Here is a 16447-nt window from a genome sequence, read left to right as displayed (position 1 = left end):
AGCGCCGATGGGCGAGAGGGCTATTGGACGTGCCGGTTGCCTCTGGCAAAAGTCAGGCGTTTCCTTGTCTTCTGTCGGCCATATCTGTGCCTGGAGGCGGCAGGATCAAGCCGCCACGAGTGAAATAACCCGCGTGTCTGGCCCAGGTTGGACTTCCCCTGCGGGAAACCGCAAAATGGCGGCTTTCCTCATCGACCTGAGCGGACCTGTTGACTCTATGCGTATGCGCCTGATGCTGTTGGGTGGTGGCAATGCCCTCGGGCAAGCGCTGATTCGTCTCGGGGCCGAGGAGGACATCGCCTTCCTGGCACCGCGCCCGCCCGAGGGCGGCTGGGACCCGGCCAGCCTGACCCAGTTGCTCGACGATCACCGCCCCGACGCGCTGGTCAATCTTGCCTACTACTTCGACTGGTTCCAGGCCGAGTCCGTCAGCGAGCAGCGCCTGGCCCAGCAGGAGCGGGCGGTGGAGCGGCTCGCCGAACTGTGCCAGCACCACGAGATCGTGCTGGTGCAGCCCTCCAGCTACCGGGTGTTCGATGGCTCGCGCGCCACGGCCTACAGCGAGAAGGACGAGCCGTTGCCGCTCGGCCTGCGTGGCCAGGCGTTGTGGCGTATCGAGCAGAGCGTGCGCGCCACCTGCCCGCAGCATGTGCTGCTGCGCTTTGGCTGGGTGCTGGACGAGAGCCGAGATGGTGCGCTGGGCCGCTTCCTGACCCGTGCCGAGCAACCCCAGGAGCTGCTGCTGGCCGATGACCGGCGCGGCAACCCGACGCCTGTGGACGACGCCGCGCGGGTGATCCTCTCGGTGCTCAAGCAGCTCGATTGCCAGGCGCCGCTGTGGGGGACCTACCACTACGCCGGCAACGAGGCGACCACGCCGCTGGCGCTGGGCCAGGCGATTCTCGCCGAGGCCGGGCAGTGGCAGCAGTTGGCGGTGCAGCAACCGACCGCCCAGGCCCATGCCGCGCGTTCGGATGCCGGCGAAGAGCCGCAGAACGCGGTGCTGGCCTGCAAGAAGATCCTTCATACTTTCGGCATCAAGCCGCGCGCCTGGCGTGCCGGCTTGCCGCCCCTACTGGACCGTTTCTACCGACATGGCTGACGCCCCCATCCTGATCACCGGCGGTGCCGGCTTCATTGGTTCCCACCTGTGCGATGCGTTGCTGGACAAAGGCTACGCGGTGCGCGTGCTCGACGACCTGTCGATGGGCAAGCGCGACAACCTGCAACTCGACCATCCGCGCCTGCAACTGATCGAAGGCGATGTCGCCGACGCCGCGCTGGTCGCCCGTGCCATGGCTGGCTGCCAGGCGGTGGTGCACCTGGCCGCGGTCGCTTCGGTACAGGCCTCGGTCGAGGATCCGGTGCGTACGCACCAGAGCAACTTCATCGGTACGCTCAATGTGTGCGAAGCCATGCGCACGAATGGCGTGCGCCGTGTGCTGTTCGCCTCGAGCGCGGCGGTGTATGGCAACAACGGCGAAGGCCAGGCTGTGGTCGAGGACACCCTCAAGGCGCCGCTGACCCCCTATGCGGTGGACAAGCTGGCCAGTGAACAGTACCTGGACTTCTACCGTCGCCAGCATGGCCTGGAGCCGGTGATCTTCCGCTTCTTCAATATCTTCGGGCCCCGCCAGGACCCATCCTCGCCGTATTCCGGGGTGATCAGCATCTTCTGCGAGCGCGCCCTGGGCGGCTTGCCGATCACCGTGTTCGGCGATGGCGAGCAGACCCGCGACTTCCTTTATGTCGGTGATCTGGTCCAGCTGATGATCCAGGCGCTGGAGCTGGCGCAGGTGGAAGAGGGCGCGGTGAACGTCGGCCTGAATCAGGCCACTTCGCTGAACCAGGTGCTGCAGGCGCTGGAGCAGGTGGTCGGCGGCCTGCCGGCGATCAGCCATGGCCCCGCGCGCTCCGGGGATATTCGGCATTCGCGTGCGGATAATTCGCGGCTGCTGGCTCGCTTCGACTTCCCCACGCCAACGCCGTTCGTCGAGGGCCTGGCGCGGTTGCTCGGCAAGGCCTGAACTCGATCGCGGGGCAAGCCTGCTCCCACGTTGCCCAGGATAACCATGGTCTTTGTGGGGGCTTGCCCCGCGATAGCATCAACGATGGCGGATCACCCGGCGGTGGCAGGTCTGCGGTTCCAGCACTCGCCCATCCTTGGCCCGCACTTGTAGCGTCTCCAGCGGCTGCTCGCGATCATCCACCAGTTGCGAGCGTGTCTCGCCCACCTCGAACAGAAACCGCTCCCCCCATTGGCGCAAACCGATCACTATCGGAAACACCGAGCGGCCCTTTTCCGTCAGCACGTATTCCTTGTAGGCACTGCCATCCGAGGCCGGCTGCTGCGCCAGCAGGCCGGCGTCCACCAGCAGCTTGAGCCGCGAGGCGAGGATGTTTTTCGCCAGGCCCAGGTTCTTCTGCAGCTCGCTGAAGCGGCGCAGGCCATCGAAGGCGTCGCGCAGGATCATCAGCGCCCAGCGATCGCCGAGCACTTCCAGGGCGCGGGCCACCGGACATTGCTGGTTGTTTGCGTCGAGCATCAGGTATCTCCGTGGTATCTGGTTGCAGATTAAAACCACATTTGCTAGAAATCCAGCTTGTGGTTTCAATTTGCAACCAGAATAGCGAGGCGCTCCCATGACTTCTCTTTCGCCGATGCCGATGCGGCTCAGTCGCGGCTTGACCCTGTTGTTGGCCGCCGCCTGCGCGCTGGCCGTGGCCACCGTATACCTGGCCCAGCCACTGCTGAAGTCAATGGCGTCCAGCTTTGGCATCGCGCCGGGCCGAGCGGGCCTGGTGGTGGGCGCGACCCAGGCGGGCTATGCCGTGGGCCTGGTGCTGATCGTGCCGCTGGGTGACTTGCTCGATCGCCGGCGGCTGATCGTCGCGCAGTTGCTGGTAGCGGCAGTTGCCCTGCTGGCGGTGGCGCTGGCCGTCGAGTGGGCGATGCTGCTCGGTGCCGTGGCGCTGGTTGGGCTGGCGGCGGTGGTGGTGCAGGTCATGGTGGCGCATGCCGCGACCCTGGCATCGCCGGCACAGCAAGGGCAGGCCGTGGGCACGGTGACCAGCGGCGTGGTGCTGGGCATCCTGCTGGCGCGCCTGGTATCGGGTGTCGTGGCCGACCTGCTGGGGTGGCGGGGTGTCTACTTGGCTGCGGCCGGGCTCGCGCTGCTGATGGCCGGGGTGCTGGCCTGGCGTCTGCCTGGCATTGGGCCGCGGGGCGTGCGTCCTCGTTACCGGGCGCTGCTCGGCTCGATGGTCGGCCTGTACCGGCATGATCGCCTGCTGCGCCAGCGCGGGCTGCTCGCCCTGCTGGTGTTCGCCGCATTCAGCGTGCTCTGGAGTGCGATGGTGCTGCCTTTGAGCGCTGCCCCGCTGGCACTCGACCATACCCGTATCGGCTTGTTCGGCCTGGCCGGAATTGTCGGGGCCCTGGCGGCGTCACGGGCCGGTCGTCTGGCCGACCAGGGGCAGGGGCGGCGCACCACTGGCCTGGCGTTGGGGCTTCTGATCCTGTCATGGCTGCCCACGGCATTCCTCGAGCAGTCATTGCTGGCGTTGCTGGCCGGTGTGCTGATGCTCGATCTGGCGGTACAGGCGGTGCATGTCACCAGCCAGAGCTTGCTGCTGGCAGGGCGGGGGGAAATGGCCAGCCGGCTGGTTGGCGCCTATATGTGCTGCTACTCGGTGGGCAGTGGCCTGGGCGCCATGGCGGCGACCTGGGTCTACGGACAGTGGGGATGGGCGGCGGTGTGCGGGCTGGGGGCGGGGATCAGTGCCTTGGCCTGGTGCTGCTGGTGGCAGCAGCACCAGGCCAATGGCGCCGGTCTTGCTGGCGACAGGCATCGCCAGCAAGGCCGGGAGGGTCAGAACTTGTAGCCGATACCGACCATGTAGACCCATGGGTCTACATCGACGTCGACCTTGGTCTTGCCGACGCCCAGGGCGGTCGGACCGTTGATGGAGGCCTTGGTGTCGATGTCGACGTACCAGACCGCGGCGTTGAACAGCAGGTTGTCGGTGAGCATGTAGTCCATGCCCAGCTGGCCGGCGATGCCGATCGAGTCCTGCAGTTTCATGTTGCTGAAGCCTTGCGCCTTGCGGTTGCTGCTCAGGTCTTCATCGAAGAACAGGGTGTAGTTGATGCCCACGCCGGCGTATGGCTGGAACTTCGAGGTGGGTTCCATCGGGTAGTACTGCAGCGACAGGGTCGGAGGCAGTTGCTTGATGTCGGCCAGCTTGCCGTCGAGGCCGGCACCCAGGCCCTTGACGCCGACGGTGTGCTTGAACGGGGTGGCGGCGAGCAGTTCGACACCGACGTGGTCGGTGAGCATGTAGGCGAAGGCCAGGCCCAGCTGGGTGTCGCTGTCCAGGGTTGCCTTGGTGCCCGAGACCTTGGCGCCATTGAGTTTCAGCGCGCTGCTGTCCTCGCTTGGCGAGACGGTGGCGGCACCGGCACGGACGATGAAGTCGCCGGCCTGGTGGGCGTGGGCAACAGGGGCTGCGAGCGCCAGCGCGACGAGCGAGGCACCGAGCAAGGACTTGTTCATGGAAGCTCCCAGAGGACGTGAGTAATCGAGTAGTCCAATGGTACGAATCCAGCTACATACAAAGTTTGACCCAGCTCAACGAAGCCGTTTCATGAAGTGGAACTGGTGCTCATTTCAGCTCATAAGCGTAGATTTTCTCCGCCTCCATCTGATAGCCCGCATCGGCCAGTTCGCTGCTGGAGGTCTTGACCTGCAGGGTGCCCTCGATCCAGTAGGGTTGGTAGAGGTCCTCGATGCGCACACCCATCTCGCTGAAAATGTGCACGATCTGGTTGGAGGGCGGTGGTGGCACGTGGATGCAGGCGCCGTAGTACGGCACCAGCAGGAACTCGGTGGTACGTCCCTCTTCGCTGACTTCGAGCGGCACGATGTAGCCTGGGAGTTTCACCCGCTGGCCATCCAGTGCCTTGACCACCGGGGCGTTGGGTGCCTGCTGGCGGGCGGCGGGAGCGGCCTCGGCGGCCAGCGCGTCGCCGATCTGCGACAAATCGTGCAGCGGGGTCAGTTGCGGTGGGATCACCGGCGCACCCTCGGGGATCAGTGCCGGCCAGTCCAGTTCGCGAGGCTCGCCAGCCCAGGAGGTCAGGGAGAGCAGCAACAGCGCGAGCAGCAGCAGGCACTGCAACAGTTGCACGGGGCGGGTGGCGAGCAAGGGTGTGGTGCGCGAAGTCATGACAGGCCCTTAGAGATGGATCGACAGGCCATCGGCCAGCGACTGCCGATAGGCGCGCCAGGCCGGCACGCTGCCCATCAGCAGCGCCGCGCCGAGGATGATGGCCAGCAGTGTCCACTCATGGGCCGACGGCCAGGCCAGTGGCAGGTACAGCCCATAGTTGGCCTGTACGTAGCCTTGGGCCAGGGCGATTCCGGCATAGAGCAGGGCCAGCCCGCTGACGATCCCGGCCATTGCCAGTGCCAGGGCCTCCAGTACCAGCAGGCCGGCGATATGCCAGGGCCGGGCGCCCACCGAACGCAGGATGGCCATCTCCCGGCGACGCTCGTTGAGGCTGGTGAGGATCGCCGTGAGCATGCCGATCAGGCCGGTGAGGACGACGAACAGCGAGACCACGAACAGCGCCTGCTCGGCCGTGCTCATCAGGCTCCATAGCTCTTGCAGGGCCACGCCGGGGAGGATCGCCAGCAAGGGTTCGTCGCGGAACTCGTTGATTTCGCGCTGCAGGCTGAAGGTGGCGATCTTGCTGTTCAGGCCGAGCATGAAGGCGGTGATGGCGGTGGGTTGCAGGTTCATGGTGCGGGCCTGCTCGGCGCTGATGCGTCCGGCGCCGCGAGCGGGCACGCCGTTGTGCCAGTCGATGTGGATCGCCTCCATGCCGCCCAGGCTGATGTGCAGGGTGCGGTCCACCGGTGTGCCGGTGCGCTTGAGCACGCCGACCACGGTGAACGGCTTGTCGTCGTGCTTGACCAGGCTGACCGCGGCCACGCCGTGGGCCAGCACCAGCTTGTCGCCGAGCGTGTAGTGCAGCGCGTCGGCCACCTCGGCACCCAGCACCACCTCGAACGGATCGTCGGCGAACGGTCGGCCCTGGCTCAGTTCCAGGGGCTGGTGATGGCCGTACTGATAGTGGCTGAAGTAGTCGCCGCTGGTGCCCATTACCCGGTAGCCACGGTGCGAGTCGCCCAGCGAGATGGGGATGGCCCATTTCACCCGCGGGTCCTTGGCGTAGTGCTGGTAGCTGTCCCAGCGGATGTTGTTGGTGGCGTTGCCGATGCGGAATACCGAGTACAGCAGCAGGTTCACCGAGCCCGAGCGGGCGCCGACGATCAGGTCGGTACCGCTGATGGTGCTGGCGAAACTGGCACGGGCTTCGGTGCGCACCCGCTCCACGGCCAGCAGTAGGCACACCGAGAGGGCGATGGCGAACGCGGTGAGGAAGGCGGTGAAGCGACGGTTGGCCAGGCTGGCCAGGGCAAGGCGGAGCAGGTACATCAGGCCTCCCGGGGCTTGGCGGCACGGTTGAGGTCGGCCAGGGACAGGTGACGGTCGAACAGCGGCGCCAGGCTCTGGTCGTGGCTGACGAACAGCAGGCTGGCGCCGGCCGTGCGGCACTCCTCGAACAGCAGGCGGATGAACGCCTCGCGGCTGTCGGCATCGAGCGCCGAGGTCGGCTCGTCGGCGATCACCAGTTCGGGCTGGCCGATCAGCGCGCGGGCTGCGGCGACTCGCTGCTGCTGGCCGATCGACAGGCTGTCGGCACGGCGCGCGAGCAGGGCCGGATCGTCCAGGCCCAGGTGGGCGAGCAGTTGGGCGGCGGCCTGGTCGATGCTGCCGTGGCGCTGGCTGGCCCGGCTGGCCCGGCTGTTCGAGAAGCGGCAGGGCAGTTCGACATTCTCGCGCACCGAAAGAAACGGCAGCAGGTTGAATTGCTGGAAGATATAACCGGTGTGATCGACCCGGAAACGGTCACGCTGGCCCTGGCCAAGCGCCGCGAGGTCCTGGCCGAGCAGCTGGATGCTGCCCTGGCCCGGACGGTTCACCCCGCCCAGCAGGCCCAGCAGGGTGGTCTTGCCACTGCCGCTGGGCCCCTTGAGGAACAGTGCTTCGCCCACTTCCAGGCGAAAGTCCGGAATATCCAGCAGCGGCGCCTGGCCGGGCCAGGCGAACACCAGGTCATGCAGTTCGATCAGCGGCATTCAGAACGCGACCACGGCCTTGGCCGGCGAGGTTTCGACACCTTTCTGGCCATTCGGGCCGATCAGTTGCACGTTGATCTTCTGGGTGGCAGGGAAGGCCTTGTAGAACGGGGCGAGGTCGATCTGGGCGAGCTTTTCCGGGGCGGTGCAGGTCAGTTGGTAGTGGCCATTGATGTCGCTGTGCACATGGCCTTTCTCGTGTTCGTCAGCGTCGTCGTCAGCCTTGGCCGCATCGCCGAACAATGGGCTTTCCAGCGCTTGCTGGTCTTCCTTGCAGCCGGCGGCGGCGGCCAGGCCGAACAGCTTCAGCGGCTGCTCGAGCTGCTGGCGCACGGCCGCGACCTTGGCCTTGTCGGCTTCGCTGCTGGCCATGTGCTCGAAGCCGACCAGGTTCATCGCCGGGCTGTCCAGCTCCAGCTCCAGGGTGTTGCCGTCGAGCACCGCATTGAGCTTGGCCACGCCATGCTCGTGGGCAGCCAGGGTGCCGTGGGCATGGTCATGATCGTCGTGGGCATGGGCCACGGCCAGGGGCAGCAGGGCGAAGGGCAGGGCGAGCAGCAGACGACGCATGAGCAACTCCAGGAGTGGACTGGGGAAATGTTTGGTTATGTTATAACAACTTTTCTCGAGGCCGCCAGCCTTGGTGGCGCAGGTTTCATGTTGCGGTAGCATGGCCCACATTGACCTGGGTGCAAGGAAACCATCGTGAGAATTCGTGGACAGATAGGCGACTGGCCGGTGGACCTGACCATCGAGCTGGCACCGGAGGAATGGGCGCAACTGGGCAGGTCCGCAGCTTCATCCGTGGCTCCCGAGGCGCCACCGCCAGCCGCCGGCCCGGCGCCGCGCCAGGATGACGGGCAGTGGGCGGCAGCACGCGAGCTGCTGCGCCTGGCCGGGCAGATGAGCGGGCCAGAGCTGCTGGATCGACTGGAAGGGCTGACAGGCAGTACCGCAGGGGGCAAGCGATTGCTGGTGCGCTTGCGACACAGCGGCGAGGTGAAAGTGGAAAGCGGCGCGGATGCGCCGGTATACCGCTGGGTGGGGTGAGCAAAGCTGCGCCGGGCAAGCCCGCTCCCACGAACCGTGGCGCGGGCTTGCCCGGCGAGGGGCTCAGAACATTGCGGCGGACAGCTTGCGGCGGTACACGCCGACCAGCGGGTGGTCGTTGCCCAGCAGCTCGAACACCTGCAACAGGGCCTTCTGTGGCAGGCCGTTCTCATAGCTGCGATTGCGCTGGAACAGCTTGAGCAGGCCTTCCAGCGCGGCTTCGTACTGCTGGCGCGCCAGTTGCTGGATGCACAGTTGGTAGGTGGCCTCGTCGTCCTGTGGGTTCTGCGCCAACCGGCTCTTCAGCTCGGCAGCCTCGGGCAGGCTGGCGGCCTGGCGCAGGAAGGTCAGCTGGGCCTTGGCGCCGGCCAGGGCTGCCTTGTGCTCATCGGTCTTGACTGCGTCGAGCACCACCTGGGCCTCGCCCAGCTCGCCACGTTCGGCCAGGCAGCGAGCATAGAGGATCAGCGCCTCGGCGTTGCTGTTGTCTTCTGCGAGCAACGCCTGCAACAGCGCCTCGGCCTCGCTGAAGCGGCTTTCGGCGAACAAGGCCTTGGCTTGCTCCAGTGGTGCGGCGGTGGGCGGGGCGGGCATCTGCACATGGGGTTCGAGCATGGCGCGGATGGCCGACTCGGGCTGGGCGCCGGCGAAACCGTCGACCGGCTGGCCATCCTTGAACAGCACCACGGTCGGCAGGCTGCGGATGCCGAACTGGGCCACCACCTGCTGCTCGACATCGCAGTTGATCTTGGCCAGCAGCAGCTCGCCCTGGTAGCCCTCGGCGATCTTGGCCAGCAGCGGCATCAACGCCTTGCACGGCGCACACCATTCAGCCCAGAAGTCGACTAGCACCGGCTTGTGGAAGGAGTTCTCGATGACCAGTTGCTGGAAATTGGCATCGGTGGCATCGAAGATGTAGGGCGTAGCGGTGGTTCCTGGCGCTTGGCTCATCGTGACTCTCGCAAATCCGTGAATGCCTCCACTATAAAGGCTCGCGGCTGGCATGGTACAGGCTGACCCGGCGGAATTCGTGCGGCTCGGCGAGGTCCGGCAAGGTCAGTGCATCGAGCACGCCGAGTGGCCGGTACAGTGGGTGGCGGAAGTCGCGTACCCGCGAGTCGGCCACCAGCGCCTGGCGCCCGCGGCTGAGGAACTGGTCCAGCAACGGCAGGTTGGCGCGGTCGTAGAGCACGTCGGCGACCAGGACCAGGTCGAAGCGGTCGGCTTCGGCGAAAAAATCGCAGCTGTAGGTCAGCGCGACGCCGTTCAGCGTGGCGTTGGCACGGCAGGCCTCGAGGGCCAGTGGGTCAAGGTCGCAGGCCACCACCTCCAGCGCCCCGGCCCGGGCCGCGGCGATCCCGGCGACGCCGGAGCCGGCGCCGAAGTCCAGCACACGCTTGTCGCGCACCCAGTGCGGATGCTCGGCCAGGTAACGGGCCATGGCCAGGCCGCTGGCCCAGCAGAAGCTCCAGTAGGGCGGCTCCTCGAGGATGCGCCGGGTCTCGTCGCTGCTGAAGGCGCGGTCCATGTTGCGCTCGTCGATCAGCCATAGCTTGAGGTCGCAGTCGGGCAGTTCGCTGACGACCAGGCGCGCTTCGCCGATCAGGCCCGAGAGGGCCTGTTGCAGGGCCTCTGGCGCCATTTACGGGACCTTTTCGAAGTGCAGCGGGCCGGTGGCCTGGGTCTGGGCCTGGGCGATGCGCTGCGGCGGCAGGTGCAGGATCAGCTGGCCGGAGCGGCTGGCGCGACCGCGCAGCTCGACCCGGGCGCCGGCCGGGAATGCCTCGGGGTTGAAGCGCAGCTGGTAGGGCAGGGCCTGGCCGGTACCGGTCAGGGTATTGCTGGCCAGCAATTGCTGTGGACGGCCACGTTCGTCGATCACCAGCAGCGCCAGTTCCACGTCGGCGCCGGCCGGGATGTCCAGCAGGGTGCCGCTGAGCTCGCGCTGGTAGGCCGGCAGAGGGCCGAGCGGGGGGCTTTTCCTGGCCACCTTGGCGGGCGCCTGGGCCGGGGTCTGTTCGGATTTCGGGCGATCGCTGCCACAGGCGGCGAGCAGGGCGGCGCAACACAGTACGACCAGCGCTCGAGGATGCATGGAGGGGTCCTTCTCGGCAGATTTGCATGGATGGTAAACCCTTTGGCTTGTCTTGCCAGTGCAATGCGCTACCATGGCCCTCCCTTTTTTTGTTGCCTGCCACCATGCACTGTCCGTTTTGCGGTGCCAACGACACCAAGGTCATCGACTCGCGCCTGGTCGCCGAGGGCGAACAGGTGCGCCGCCGCCGTGAATGCGTCGCCTGCGGCGAGCGCTTCACCACCTTCGAAACCGCCGAGCTGGTGCTGCCCCGGCTGATCAAGCAGGACGGCACGCGCCAGCCGTTCGACGAAGACAAGCTGCGTGCCGGCATGCAGCGTGCGCTGGAGAAGCGCCCGGTCAGCGTCGAGCGCCTGGAAGCGGCGCTGGCGCACATCAAGAGCCGGCTGCGCGCCACCGGTGAGCGCGAAGTGAAGTCGCTGGTAGTCGGCGAGATGGTCATGGCCGAACTGCGCAAGCTCGACGAAGTCGCCTACATTCGCTTCGCCTCGGTGTACCGGCGCTTCCAGGACCTTGACGAATTCCGCGAAGAAATCGACCGCCTGGCCCGCGAGCCAGCCAAAGAGTAAGCATGTCCAGCCAGACCGCGATTCTCGACGCCCACTACATGGCCCGCGCCGTGGAGCTGGCCCGCAAGGGCCTCTACAGCACGCACCCCAATCCCCGCGTCGGCTGTGTGATCGTGCGCGATGGCGAGGTGGTCGGCGAAGGCTGGCATGTGCGTGCCGGCGAACCCCACGCCGAGGTCCACGCCCTGCGCCAGGCCGGTGAGCGCGCCCGTGGCGCTTGCGCCTACGTCACCCTCGAGCCGTGCAGTCACCATGGCCGCACCCCGCCGTGCGCCGAGGCGTTGGTCAAGGCTGGCGTGGCACGGGTGGTGGCGGCCATGCAGGACCCCAACCCGCAAGTGGCCGGCAATGGCCTGCGGCGTCTGCGCGAGGCCGGCATCGAGGTCGCCAGCGGTGTGCTCGAGGCCGAGGCCCGCGCGCTCAATCCGGGCTTCCTCAAGCGCATGGAGCACGGCCTGCCGTTCGTCCGCGCCAAGTTGGCGATGAGCCTCGACGGTCGCACCGCCATGGCCAGCGGCGAGAGCCAGTGGATCACCGGTCCGGCCGCACGCGCCGCGGTACAGCGCCTGCGCGCCCGTTCCAGCGTGGTGCTGAGCAGCGCCCAGAGCGTGTTGCAGGACAAGGCGCGGATGACCGTGCGTGGCGAGGAGCTGGGCCTGGACCAGGAGCTCACGGCCTTGGCCCTGTCGCGCCCGCCGCTGCGTGTGCTGATCGACGGCCGCCTGCGCCTGCCGCTGGATGCACCGTTCTTCCAGGCCGGACCGGCGCTGGTGGTCAGCGCCATTGGCGATGATCCGCGCTACGCCGCTGCTGGCCATGAGCTGCTCGTCTTGCCGGGGCGCGATGGCCAGGTCGACCTGCCGGCCCTGTTGCAGGCCCTGGCCGCGCGCGGCGTCAACGAGATCTTGCTGGAGGCCGGCGCCGGCCTGGTCGGCGCTTTCGCCCGGCAGGGCCTGGTCGACGAATTCCAACTGTTCGTCGCCGGCACCTTCCTCGGCTCCGAAGCCCGACCGCTGCTGGACTGGCCGCTGGAGAAGATGAGCGAGGCTCCGCGGCTGAAGATCACCGAAATGCGCGCGGTCGGCGATGACTGGCGAGTCACCGCCATTCCCTTGCCGGCCCCCGGCGTATAATGCCTGGCTTGCTTCGCGCAGCCCGTACTTGAGGAGAACAGCATGTTCACCGGCATCATCGAATCCATCGGCACCATCCGCAGCCTCACCCCCAAGGGCGGTGACGTGCGCGTCTACGTCGAAACCGGCAAGCTCGACCTGGCCGACGTCAAGCTCGGCGACAGCATCGCGGTCAACGGCGTGTGCCTGACCGCCGTCGAACTGCCCGGCGACGGCTTCTGGGCCGACGTCAGCGTCGAGACCCTCAAGCGCACCGCGATGGTCGACCTCAAGAGCGGCAGCCGGGTCAACCTGGAAAAGGCCCTGACCCCGACCACCCGCCTGGGCGGCCACCTGGTCAGTGGCCACGTCGACGGTGTCGGCGAGATCGTCTCGCGCGCCGATAACGCCCGCGCCATCCAGTTCCGCGTGCGGGCACCGAAGGAGCTGGCCAAGTACATCGCCCACAAGGGCTCGATCACCGTCGACGGCACCAGCCTGACGGTCAACGAAGTCGATGGCGCCGAGTTCGAGCTGACCATCGTCCCGCACACCCTGTCCGAAACCATCATGGCCGACTACCGCCCCGGGCGTCGGGTGAACCTTGAGGTCGACCTGCTGGCCCGTTACCTGGAGCGTCTGCTGCTGGGTGACAAGGCCGCCGAGCCGAGCAAGGGCAGTGGCATCACCGAAAGCTTCCTGGCCGCCAACGGCTTCTTGAAATCCTGATTGAGAAGGGGGTGCCGCGTGGCGCTCAACAGCATCGAAGAACTGGTCGAAGACATCCGCCAGGGCAAAATGGTCATCCTCATGGATGACGAAGATCGCGAGAACGAAGGCGACATCATCATGGCGGCCGAGTGCTGCCAGGCCGAGCACATCAACTTCATGGCCAAGCACGCCCGCGGCCTGATCTGCATGCCGATGTCCCGCGAACGCTGCGAAACCCTGAAGCTGCCGCTGATGGCGCCGCGCAACGGCTCGGGCTTCGGCACCAAGTTCACCGTGTCGATCGAGGCCGCCGAAGGCGTCACCACCGGCATTTCCGCCGCCGACCGCGCACGCACCGTGCAGGCTGCGGCGGCCAGGGACGCCAAGGCCGAGGACATCGTCAGTCCAGGCCACATCTTCCCGCTGATGGCCCAGCCGGGCGGTACCCTGGCCCGCGCCGGCCACACCGAAGCGGCCTGCGACCTGGCGCGCATGGCCGGCTTCGAGCCGAGCGGCGTGATCTGCGAGGTGATGAACGACGACGGCACCATGTCGCGTCGCGCCGAGCTGGAAGTGTTCGCCGCCGAGCACGGCCTGAAGATCGGCACCATCGCCGACCTGATCCACTACCGCATGATCCACGAGCGTACCGTGCAACGCGTCTCCGAGCAGTTGATCGAGAGCGAGCTGGGCGAGTTCAACCTGGTCACCTACCGTGATTCGGTGGAAGGCGACGTGCACATGGCCCTGACCCTGGGCAAGATCTGCGCCGAAGAGCCGACCCTGGTGCGGGTACACAACATGGAGCCGCTGCGCGACCTGCTGCTGGTCAAGCAGCCGGGACGCTGGAGCCTGCGCGCGGCCATGGCTGCCGTGGCCGAGGCCGGCAGCGGCGTGGTACTGCTGCTGGGCCACCCGCTGGACGGCGACGTGCTGCTGGCGCACATCCGCGAAAGCGCGGGCGACGCGCAGCCCAAGGCACCGACCACCTACAGCACCGTCGGTGCCGGCTCGCAGATCCTGCGCGACCTCGGTGTGCGCAAGATGCGCCTGATGAGTTCGCCGATGAAGTTCAATGCGATATCCGGATTCGATCTGGAAGTTGTAGAATACGTGCCCTCCGAGTGACTTGAGGCGGCCCGTTCGCCCTCCCGCTCGAGTCAAAACCCTCCCGAGGCCGCCACAGCGCGGCCTCGCTCTTGAAGATGAGAACTCCGGAATGACCCTGAAGACCATCGAAGGTACCTTCATCGCCCCCAAAGGTCGCTATGCTTTGGTGGTTGGCCGCTTCAACAGCTTTGTCGTCGAAAGCCTGGTCAGCGGCGCAGTCGATGCCCTGGTACGCCACGGCGTCAGCGAAAGCGACATCACCATCATCCGTGCCCCGGGCGCTTTCGAGATCCCGCTGGTCGCACAGAAAGTCGCCCAGCAGGGCGCCTATGACGCGATCATCGCCCTGGGCGCGGTGATTCGTGGCGGTACCCCGCACTTCGAATACGTGGCGGGCGAGTGCACCAAGGGCCTGGCCCAGGTGTCCATGGAGTTCGGTGTCCCGGTGGCCTTCGGCGTCCTGACCGTCGACTCCATCGAGCAGGCCATCGAGCGTTCCGGCACCAAGGCCGGCAACAAAGGTGCCGAAGCTGCCCTGTCCGCCCTGGAAATGGTCAGCCTGCTGGCGCAGTTGGAGGCCAAGTGATTAGCGACGAAAGCGATCGTTTCAACCCGCGCGATCCAAAACCTGCGGATGCCGGCAAGCCGTCGAAGAGCGCCAAGCGTCGCGAAGCCCGCAAGCTCGCCACGCAAGCGCTCTATCAATGGCACATGGCCAAGCACTCGCTGAACGAAGTGGAAGCGCAGTTCCGGGTCGATAACGATTTCTCCGACGTGGACGGTGCCTACTTCCGCGAGATCCTGCATGGGGTCCCGGCGAAGAAGGTCGAGATCGACGAAGCGCTCAAACCCTGCCTGGACACCCCGCTGGAAGAGCTCGACCCGGTCGAGCTGTCCGTGCTGCGCCTGTCGGCCTGGGAATTCATGATGCGCGCCGACGTACCGTACCGCGTGGTGATCAACGAAGGTGTGGAACTGGCGAAAGTCTTCGGCGCAACCGACGGGCACAAGTTCGTCAACGGTGTGCTGGACAAGCTGGCGCCGCGCCTGCGTGAAGCGGAAGTCCGGGCGAACAAGCGCTGATAACGGCGCTGACCAGCCATGGGTGAGTTCGAGCTGATCCGTCATTACTTCGCCGCCGCGCCCTGTGCGCAGGGCGGCGAGGGCGTGGCCCTGGGCATCGGCGACGACTGCGCCCTGCTCGACATCCCCGCCGGCGAGCAGCTGGCGATTTCCACCGACACGCTCGTGGCCGGTGTGCATTTCCCCGTCCTCTGCGACCCGCGCTTGCTGGGTCAGCGTGCGTTGGCCGTGGCGGCCAGCGACCTGGCCGCCATGGGCGCCAGCGCTATCGGCTTCACCTTGGCGCTGACGCTGCCCGAGTTCGGCCCTGGCTGGCTTGAGGCCTTTGCCGACGGCCTCAGTCGCATGGCCCATCGTTGCCGCATGGCGCTGATCGGTGGCGACACCACCCGTGGTCCGTTGAGCATTACCGTCACCGTGTTCGGCAGGGTGCCTGCCGGCCAGGCGCTGCGCCGCAGTGGCGCACGGCCGGGCGACCTGCTGTGTGTCGGCGGCTGCCTGGGCAATGCCGCCGGGGCGCTGCCGCTGGTGCTGGGCGAGCGCGAGGCGCCGAGGGCCGTGGCCGAACCGCTGCTGGGGCAGTACTGGTCGCCGATGCCACAGCTGAACCTGGGCCAGTCTCTGCTCGGCCGCGCCAGCGCGGCCCTGGATATCTCCGATGGCCTTCTGGCCGATTGCGGCCACATTGCCAAGGCCTCCGGCGTCGCCCTCGAGGTGAGCCTGGAGCAGGTGCCAGTGTCTCCTGAACTGGAGACCTTCCTCGGCCCGCAGGGCGCCCGACAGGCGGCCTTGAGCGGCGGCGACGACTACGTGCTGGCGTTCACCATCGCGCCCGATACCCTGGCGGCGATACCGGACCTGGAGCGCAACTTCATGACCGTGCATGTGATTGGCCGTGTGCTCGCCGGCGAGGGCGTGACCCTGCGCGACAGCCAGGGCCAGGACATCACCCCCGACCAACGGGGCTATCAACATTTTAGGGAGACACCGTGACCGACCACCCCAACCAGGTGCCTGCGGAGTTCGTTCCGCCTTCGGTCTGGCGCAACCCCTGGCACTTCATCGCCTTCGGCTTTGGCTCCGGGACCTTGCCCAAAGCCCCGGGTACCTGGGGCTCGCTGGTGGCGCTGCCGTTCATTCCGCTGTGGCAGATGCTGCCGGACTGGGGCTACTGGCTGCTGCTGGGCGTCAGCATGTTGTTCGGCGTGTGGCTGTGCGGCAAGGTGGCCAACGACCTGCGCGTGCACGATCATGAAGGCATCGTCTGGGACGAGATCGTCGGCATGTGGATCACCCTGTGGCTGGTGCCGGAAGGCTGGCAGTGGCTGCTTGCGGGGTTCCTGCTGTTCCGTTTCTTCGACATCCTCAAGCCGTGGCCGATCCGTTGGGTAGATCGTCATGTGCATGGCGGATTCGGGATCATGCTCGACGATATCCTGGCCGGCGTGTTCGCCTGGCTGGGCATGCAGGTGCTGGTGTGGGCGTTTGCCTGAGACAGGGAGTGTTGCG

21 protein-coding genes are annotated in these 16447 nt (G+C 66.8%); 12 read left to right on the top strand and 9 right to left on the bottom strand.

Features of this window, described 5'->3' with window-relative positions:
* Window positions 1-217 precede the first annotated feature (217 nt).
* Window positions 218-1102 carry a sugar nucleotide-binding protein gene (locus F3J43_RS13620; protein WP_166887010.1) on the top strand — a complete coding sequence of 295 codons (885 nt, stop codon included), beginning with the start codon at window positions 218-220 and terminating at the stop codon, window positions 1100-1102.
* The gene (locus tag F3J43_RS13615; RefSeq protein ID WP_166887008.1) at window positions 1095-2027 is read left to right on the top strand and encodes an NAD-dependent epimerase/dehydratase family protein; all 933 of its coding nucleotides are present in this window, start codon (window positions 1095-1097) and stop codon (window positions 2025-2027) included. Before F3J43_RS13620 ends, F3J43_RS13615 begins: the two co-directional genes overlap by 8 nt.
* 78 nt (window positions 2028-2105) lie before the next feature.
* Here the strand turns inward: F3J43_RS13615 and F3J43_RS13610 are convergent, their stop codons facing one another.
* Window positions 2106-2546: a winged helix-turn-helix transcriptional regulator gene (locus F3J43_RS13610; protein WP_166887005.1), complete on the bottom strand. Its 441-nt coding sequence runs from the start codon at window positions 2544-2546 to the stop codon at window positions 2106-2108.
* A gap of 97 nt (window positions 2547-2643) precedes the next feature.
* Between F3J43_RS13610 and F3J43_RS13605 the strand changes: the two genes are divergently transcribed.
* Entirely contained in the window at window positions 2644-3885 is a 1242-nt protein-coding gene (locus F3J43_RS13605) for an MFS transporter (RefSeq protein ID WP_205297844.1), read from the top strand.
* On the opposite strand, the gene F3J43_RS13600 is transcribed toward F3J43_RS13605, so the two are convergent.
* From F3J43_RS13600 to F3J43_RS13580, 5 genes are all read right to left on the bottom strand, one after another.
* Complete coding sequence (locus tag F3J43_RS13600; protein ID WP_166887002.1) at window positions 3873-4556, bottom strand: OmpW/AlkL family protein; 684 nt, start codon at window positions 4554-4556, stop codon at window positions 3873-3875. The two genes, F3J43_RS13605 and F3J43_RS13600, sit on opposite strands and share 13 nt — an antisense overlap.
* Before the next feature lie 109 nt (window positions 4557-4665).
* Window positions 4666-5229 carry a DUF3299 domain-containing protein gene (locus tag F3J43_RS13595; protein ID WP_166886999.1) on the bottom strand — a complete coding sequence of 188 codons (564 nt, stop codon included), beginning with the start codon at window positions 5227-5229 and terminating at the stop codon, window positions 4666-4668.
* A gap of 9 nt (window positions 5230-5238) precedes the next feature.
* Complete coding sequence (locus tag F3J43_RS13590; protein ID WP_166886994.1) at window positions 5239-6504, bottom strand: ABC transporter permease; 1266 nt, start codon at window positions 6502-6504, stop codon at window positions 5239-5241.
* Window positions 6504-7208, bottom strand: coding sequence for an ABC transporter ATP-binding protein (locus tag F3J43_RS13585; RefSeq protein WP_166886991.1), 705 nt, complete (start codon window positions 7206-7208; stop codon window positions 6504-6506). The genes F3J43_RS13590 and F3J43_RS13585 overlap by 1 nt, the downstream gene beginning before the upstream one ends.
* Window positions 7209-7778 (bottom strand): DUF2796 domain-containing protein, encoded by a 570-nt coding sequence (locus F3J43_RS13580; RefSeq protein ID WP_166886989.1) that lies wholly within the window; start codon window positions 7776-7778, stop codon window positions 7209-7211.
* A gap of 135 nt (window positions 7779-7913) precedes the next feature.
* Here F3J43_RS13580 and F3J43_RS13575 point away from each other — a divergent pair, with 135 nt between their 5' ends.
* Complete coding sequence (locus tag F3J43_RS13575) at window positions 7914-8258, top strand: hypothetical protein (protein ID WP_166886986.1); 345 nt, start codon at window positions 7914-7916, stop codon at window positions 8256-8258.
* 63 nt (window positions 8259-8321) lie between these two features.
* On the opposite strand, the gene trxA is transcribed toward F3J43_RS13575, so the two are convergent.
* From trxA to F3J43_RS13560, 3 genes are read right to left on the bottom strand one after another with little or no spacing between them, the layout of a single operon-like run.
* Window positions 8322-9209, bottom strand: a complete 888-nt coding sequence (trxA, locus tag F3J43_RS13570; RefSeq protein ID WP_166886983.1) for a thioredoxin — start codon at window positions 9207-9209, stop codon at window positions 8322-8324.
* 31 nt (window positions 9210-9240) lie between these two features.
* Window positions 9241-9900, bottom strand: coding sequence for a class I SAM-dependent methyltransferase (locus tag F3J43_RS13565; protein WP_166886980.1), 660 nt, complete (start codon window positions 9898-9900; stop codon window positions 9241-9243).
* The gene (locus F3J43_RS13560; RefSeq protein ID WP_166886977.1) at window positions 9901-10353 is read right to left on the bottom strand and encodes a YbaY family lipoprotein; all 453 of its coding nucleotides are present in this window, start codon (window positions 10351-10353) and stop codon (window positions 9901-9903) included.
* Between the two features lie 104 nt (window positions 10354-10457).
* On the opposite strand from F3J43_RS13560, the gene nrdR reads away from it, so the two are divergent.
* The 8 genes from nrdR (at window position 10458) to F3J43_RS13520 (ending at window position 16431) form a co-directional block, all read left to right on the top strand.
* Entirely contained in the window at window positions 10458-10922 is a 465-nt protein-coding gene (nrdR, locus tag F3J43_RS13555; protein ID WP_009685710.1) for a transcriptional regulator NrdR, read from the top strand.
* 2 nt (window positions 10923-10924) lie between these two features.
* Window positions 10925-12055, top strand: a complete 1131-nt coding sequence (ribD, locus tag F3J43_RS13550) for a bifunctional diaminohydroxyphosphoribosylaminopyrimidine deaminase/5-amino-6-(5-phosphoribosylamino)uracil reductase RibD (protein WP_166886974.1) — start codon at window positions 10925-10927, stop codon at window positions 12053-12055.
* 42 nt (window positions 12056-12097) lie between these two features.
* Window positions 12098-12763, top strand: a complete 666-nt coding sequence (locus F3J43_RS13545) for a riboflavin synthase (protein WP_166886970.1) — start codon at window positions 12098-12100, stop codon at window positions 12761-12763.
* Complete coding sequence (gene ribBA / locus F3J43_RS13540) at window positions 12764-13873, top strand: bifunctional 3,4-dihydroxy-2-butanone-4-phosphate synthase/GTP cyclohydrolase II (protein WP_205297843.1); 1110 nt, start codon at window positions 12764-12766, stop codon at window positions 13871-13873. It begins immediately after the preceding gene.
* 97 nt (window positions 13874-13970) lie between these two features.
* Complete coding sequence (gene ribH, locus F3J43_RS13535) at window positions 13971-14441, top strand: 6,7-dimethyl-8-ribityllumazine synthase (protein ID WP_499225968.1); 471 nt, start codon at window positions 13971-13973, stop codon at window positions 14439-14441.
* Complete coding sequence (nusB, locus tag F3J43_RS13530) at window positions 14438-14938, top strand: transcription antitermination factor NusB (protein WP_011531968.1); 501 nt, start codon at window positions 14438-14440, stop codon at window positions 14936-14938. The genes ribH and nusB overlap by 4 nt, the downstream gene beginning before the upstream one ends.
* An 18-nt stretch (window positions 14939-14956) precedes the next feature.
* Window positions 14957-15931, top strand: a complete 975-nt coding sequence (gene thiL / locus F3J43_RS13525) for a thiamine-phosphate kinase (RefSeq protein ID WP_166886964.1) — start codon at window positions 14957-14959, stop codon at window positions 15929-15931.
* Complete coding sequence (locus F3J43_RS13520; protein WP_166886961.1) at window positions 15928-16431, top strand: phosphatidylglycerophosphatase A family protein; 504 nt, start codon at window positions 15928-15930, stop codon at window positions 16429-16431. The genes thiL and F3J43_RS13520 overlap by 4 nt, the downstream gene beginning before the upstream one ends.
* Window positions 16432-16447: the final 16 nt, after the last annotated feature.

The sequence above is a fragment of the Pantoea sp. Cy-639 genome (assembly GCF_011752525.1).
Lineage (GTDB): Bacteria > Pseudomonadota > Gammaproteobacteria > Pseudomonadales > Pseudomonadaceae > Aquipseudomonas.
Note: the sequence above shows the minus strand (reverse complement) of the source record. Positions and strands in the feature narration are given on the sequence as shown.

Coding starts and splice junctions, on each gene's coding strand:
- F3J43_RS13600 (WP_166887002.1), bottom strand. CDS start 4,556: ATGAACAAGTCCTTGCTCGGTGCCTCGCTCGTCGCGCTGGCGCTCGCA.
- F3J43_RS13610 (WP_166887005.1), bottom strand. CDS start 2,546: ATGCTCGACGCAAACAACCAGCAATGTCCGGTGGCCCGCGCCCTGGAA.
- F3J43_RS13545 (WP_166886970.1), top strand. CDS start 12,098: ATGTTCACCGGCATCATCGAATCCATCGGCACCATCCGCAGCCTCACC.
- F3J43_RS13590 (WP_166886994.1), bottom strand. CDS start 6,504: ATGTACCTGCTCCGCCTTGCCCTGGCCAGCCTGGCCAACCGTCGCTTC.
- F3J43_RS13560 (WP_166886977.1), bottom strand. CDS start 10,353: ATGCATCCTCGAGCGCTGGTCGTACTGTGTTGCGCCGCCCTGCTCGCC.
- nrdR (WP_009685710.1), top strand. CDS start 10,458: ATGCACTGTCCGTTTTGCGGTGCCAACGACACCAAGGTCATCGACTCG.
- F3J43_RS13565 (WP_166886980.1), bottom strand. CDS start 9,900: ATGGCGCCAGAGGCCCTGCAACAGGCCCTCTCGGGCCTGATCGGCGAA.
- F3J43_RS13580 (WP_166886989.1), bottom strand. CDS start 7,778: ATGCGTCGTCTGCTGCTCGCCCTGCCCTTCGCCCTGCTGCCCCTGGCC.
- F3J43_RS13620 (WP_166887010.1), top strand. CDS start 218: ATGCGTATGCGCCTGATGCTGTTGGGTGGTGGCAATGCCCTCGGGCAA.
- F3J43_RS13585 (WP_166886991.1), bottom strand. CDS start 7,208: ATGCCGCTGATCGAACTGCATGACCTGGTGTTCGCCTGGCCCGGCCAG.
- F3J43_RS13595 (WP_166886999.1), bottom strand. CDS start 5,229: ATGACTTCGCGCACCACACCCTTGCTCGCCACCCGCCCCGTGCAACTG.
- ribD (WP_166886974.1), top strand. CDS start 10,925: ATGTCCAGCCAGACCGCGATTCTCGACGCCCACTACATGGCCCGCGCC.
- trxA (WP_166886983.1), bottom strand. CDS start 9,209: ATGAGCCAAGCGCCAGGAACCACCGCTACGCCCTACATCTTCGATGCC.
- F3J43_RS13605 (WP_205297844.1), top strand. CDS start 2,644: ATGACTTCTCTTTCGCCGATGCCGATGCGGCTCAGTCGCGGCTTGACC.
- thiL (WP_166886964.1), top strand. CDS start 14,957: ATGGGTGAGTTCGAGCTGATCCGTCATTACTTCGCCGCCGCGCCCTGT.
- F3J43_RS13615 (WP_166887008.1), top strand. CDS start 1,095: ATGGCTGACGCCCCCATCCTGATCACCGGCGGTGCCGGCTTCATTGGT.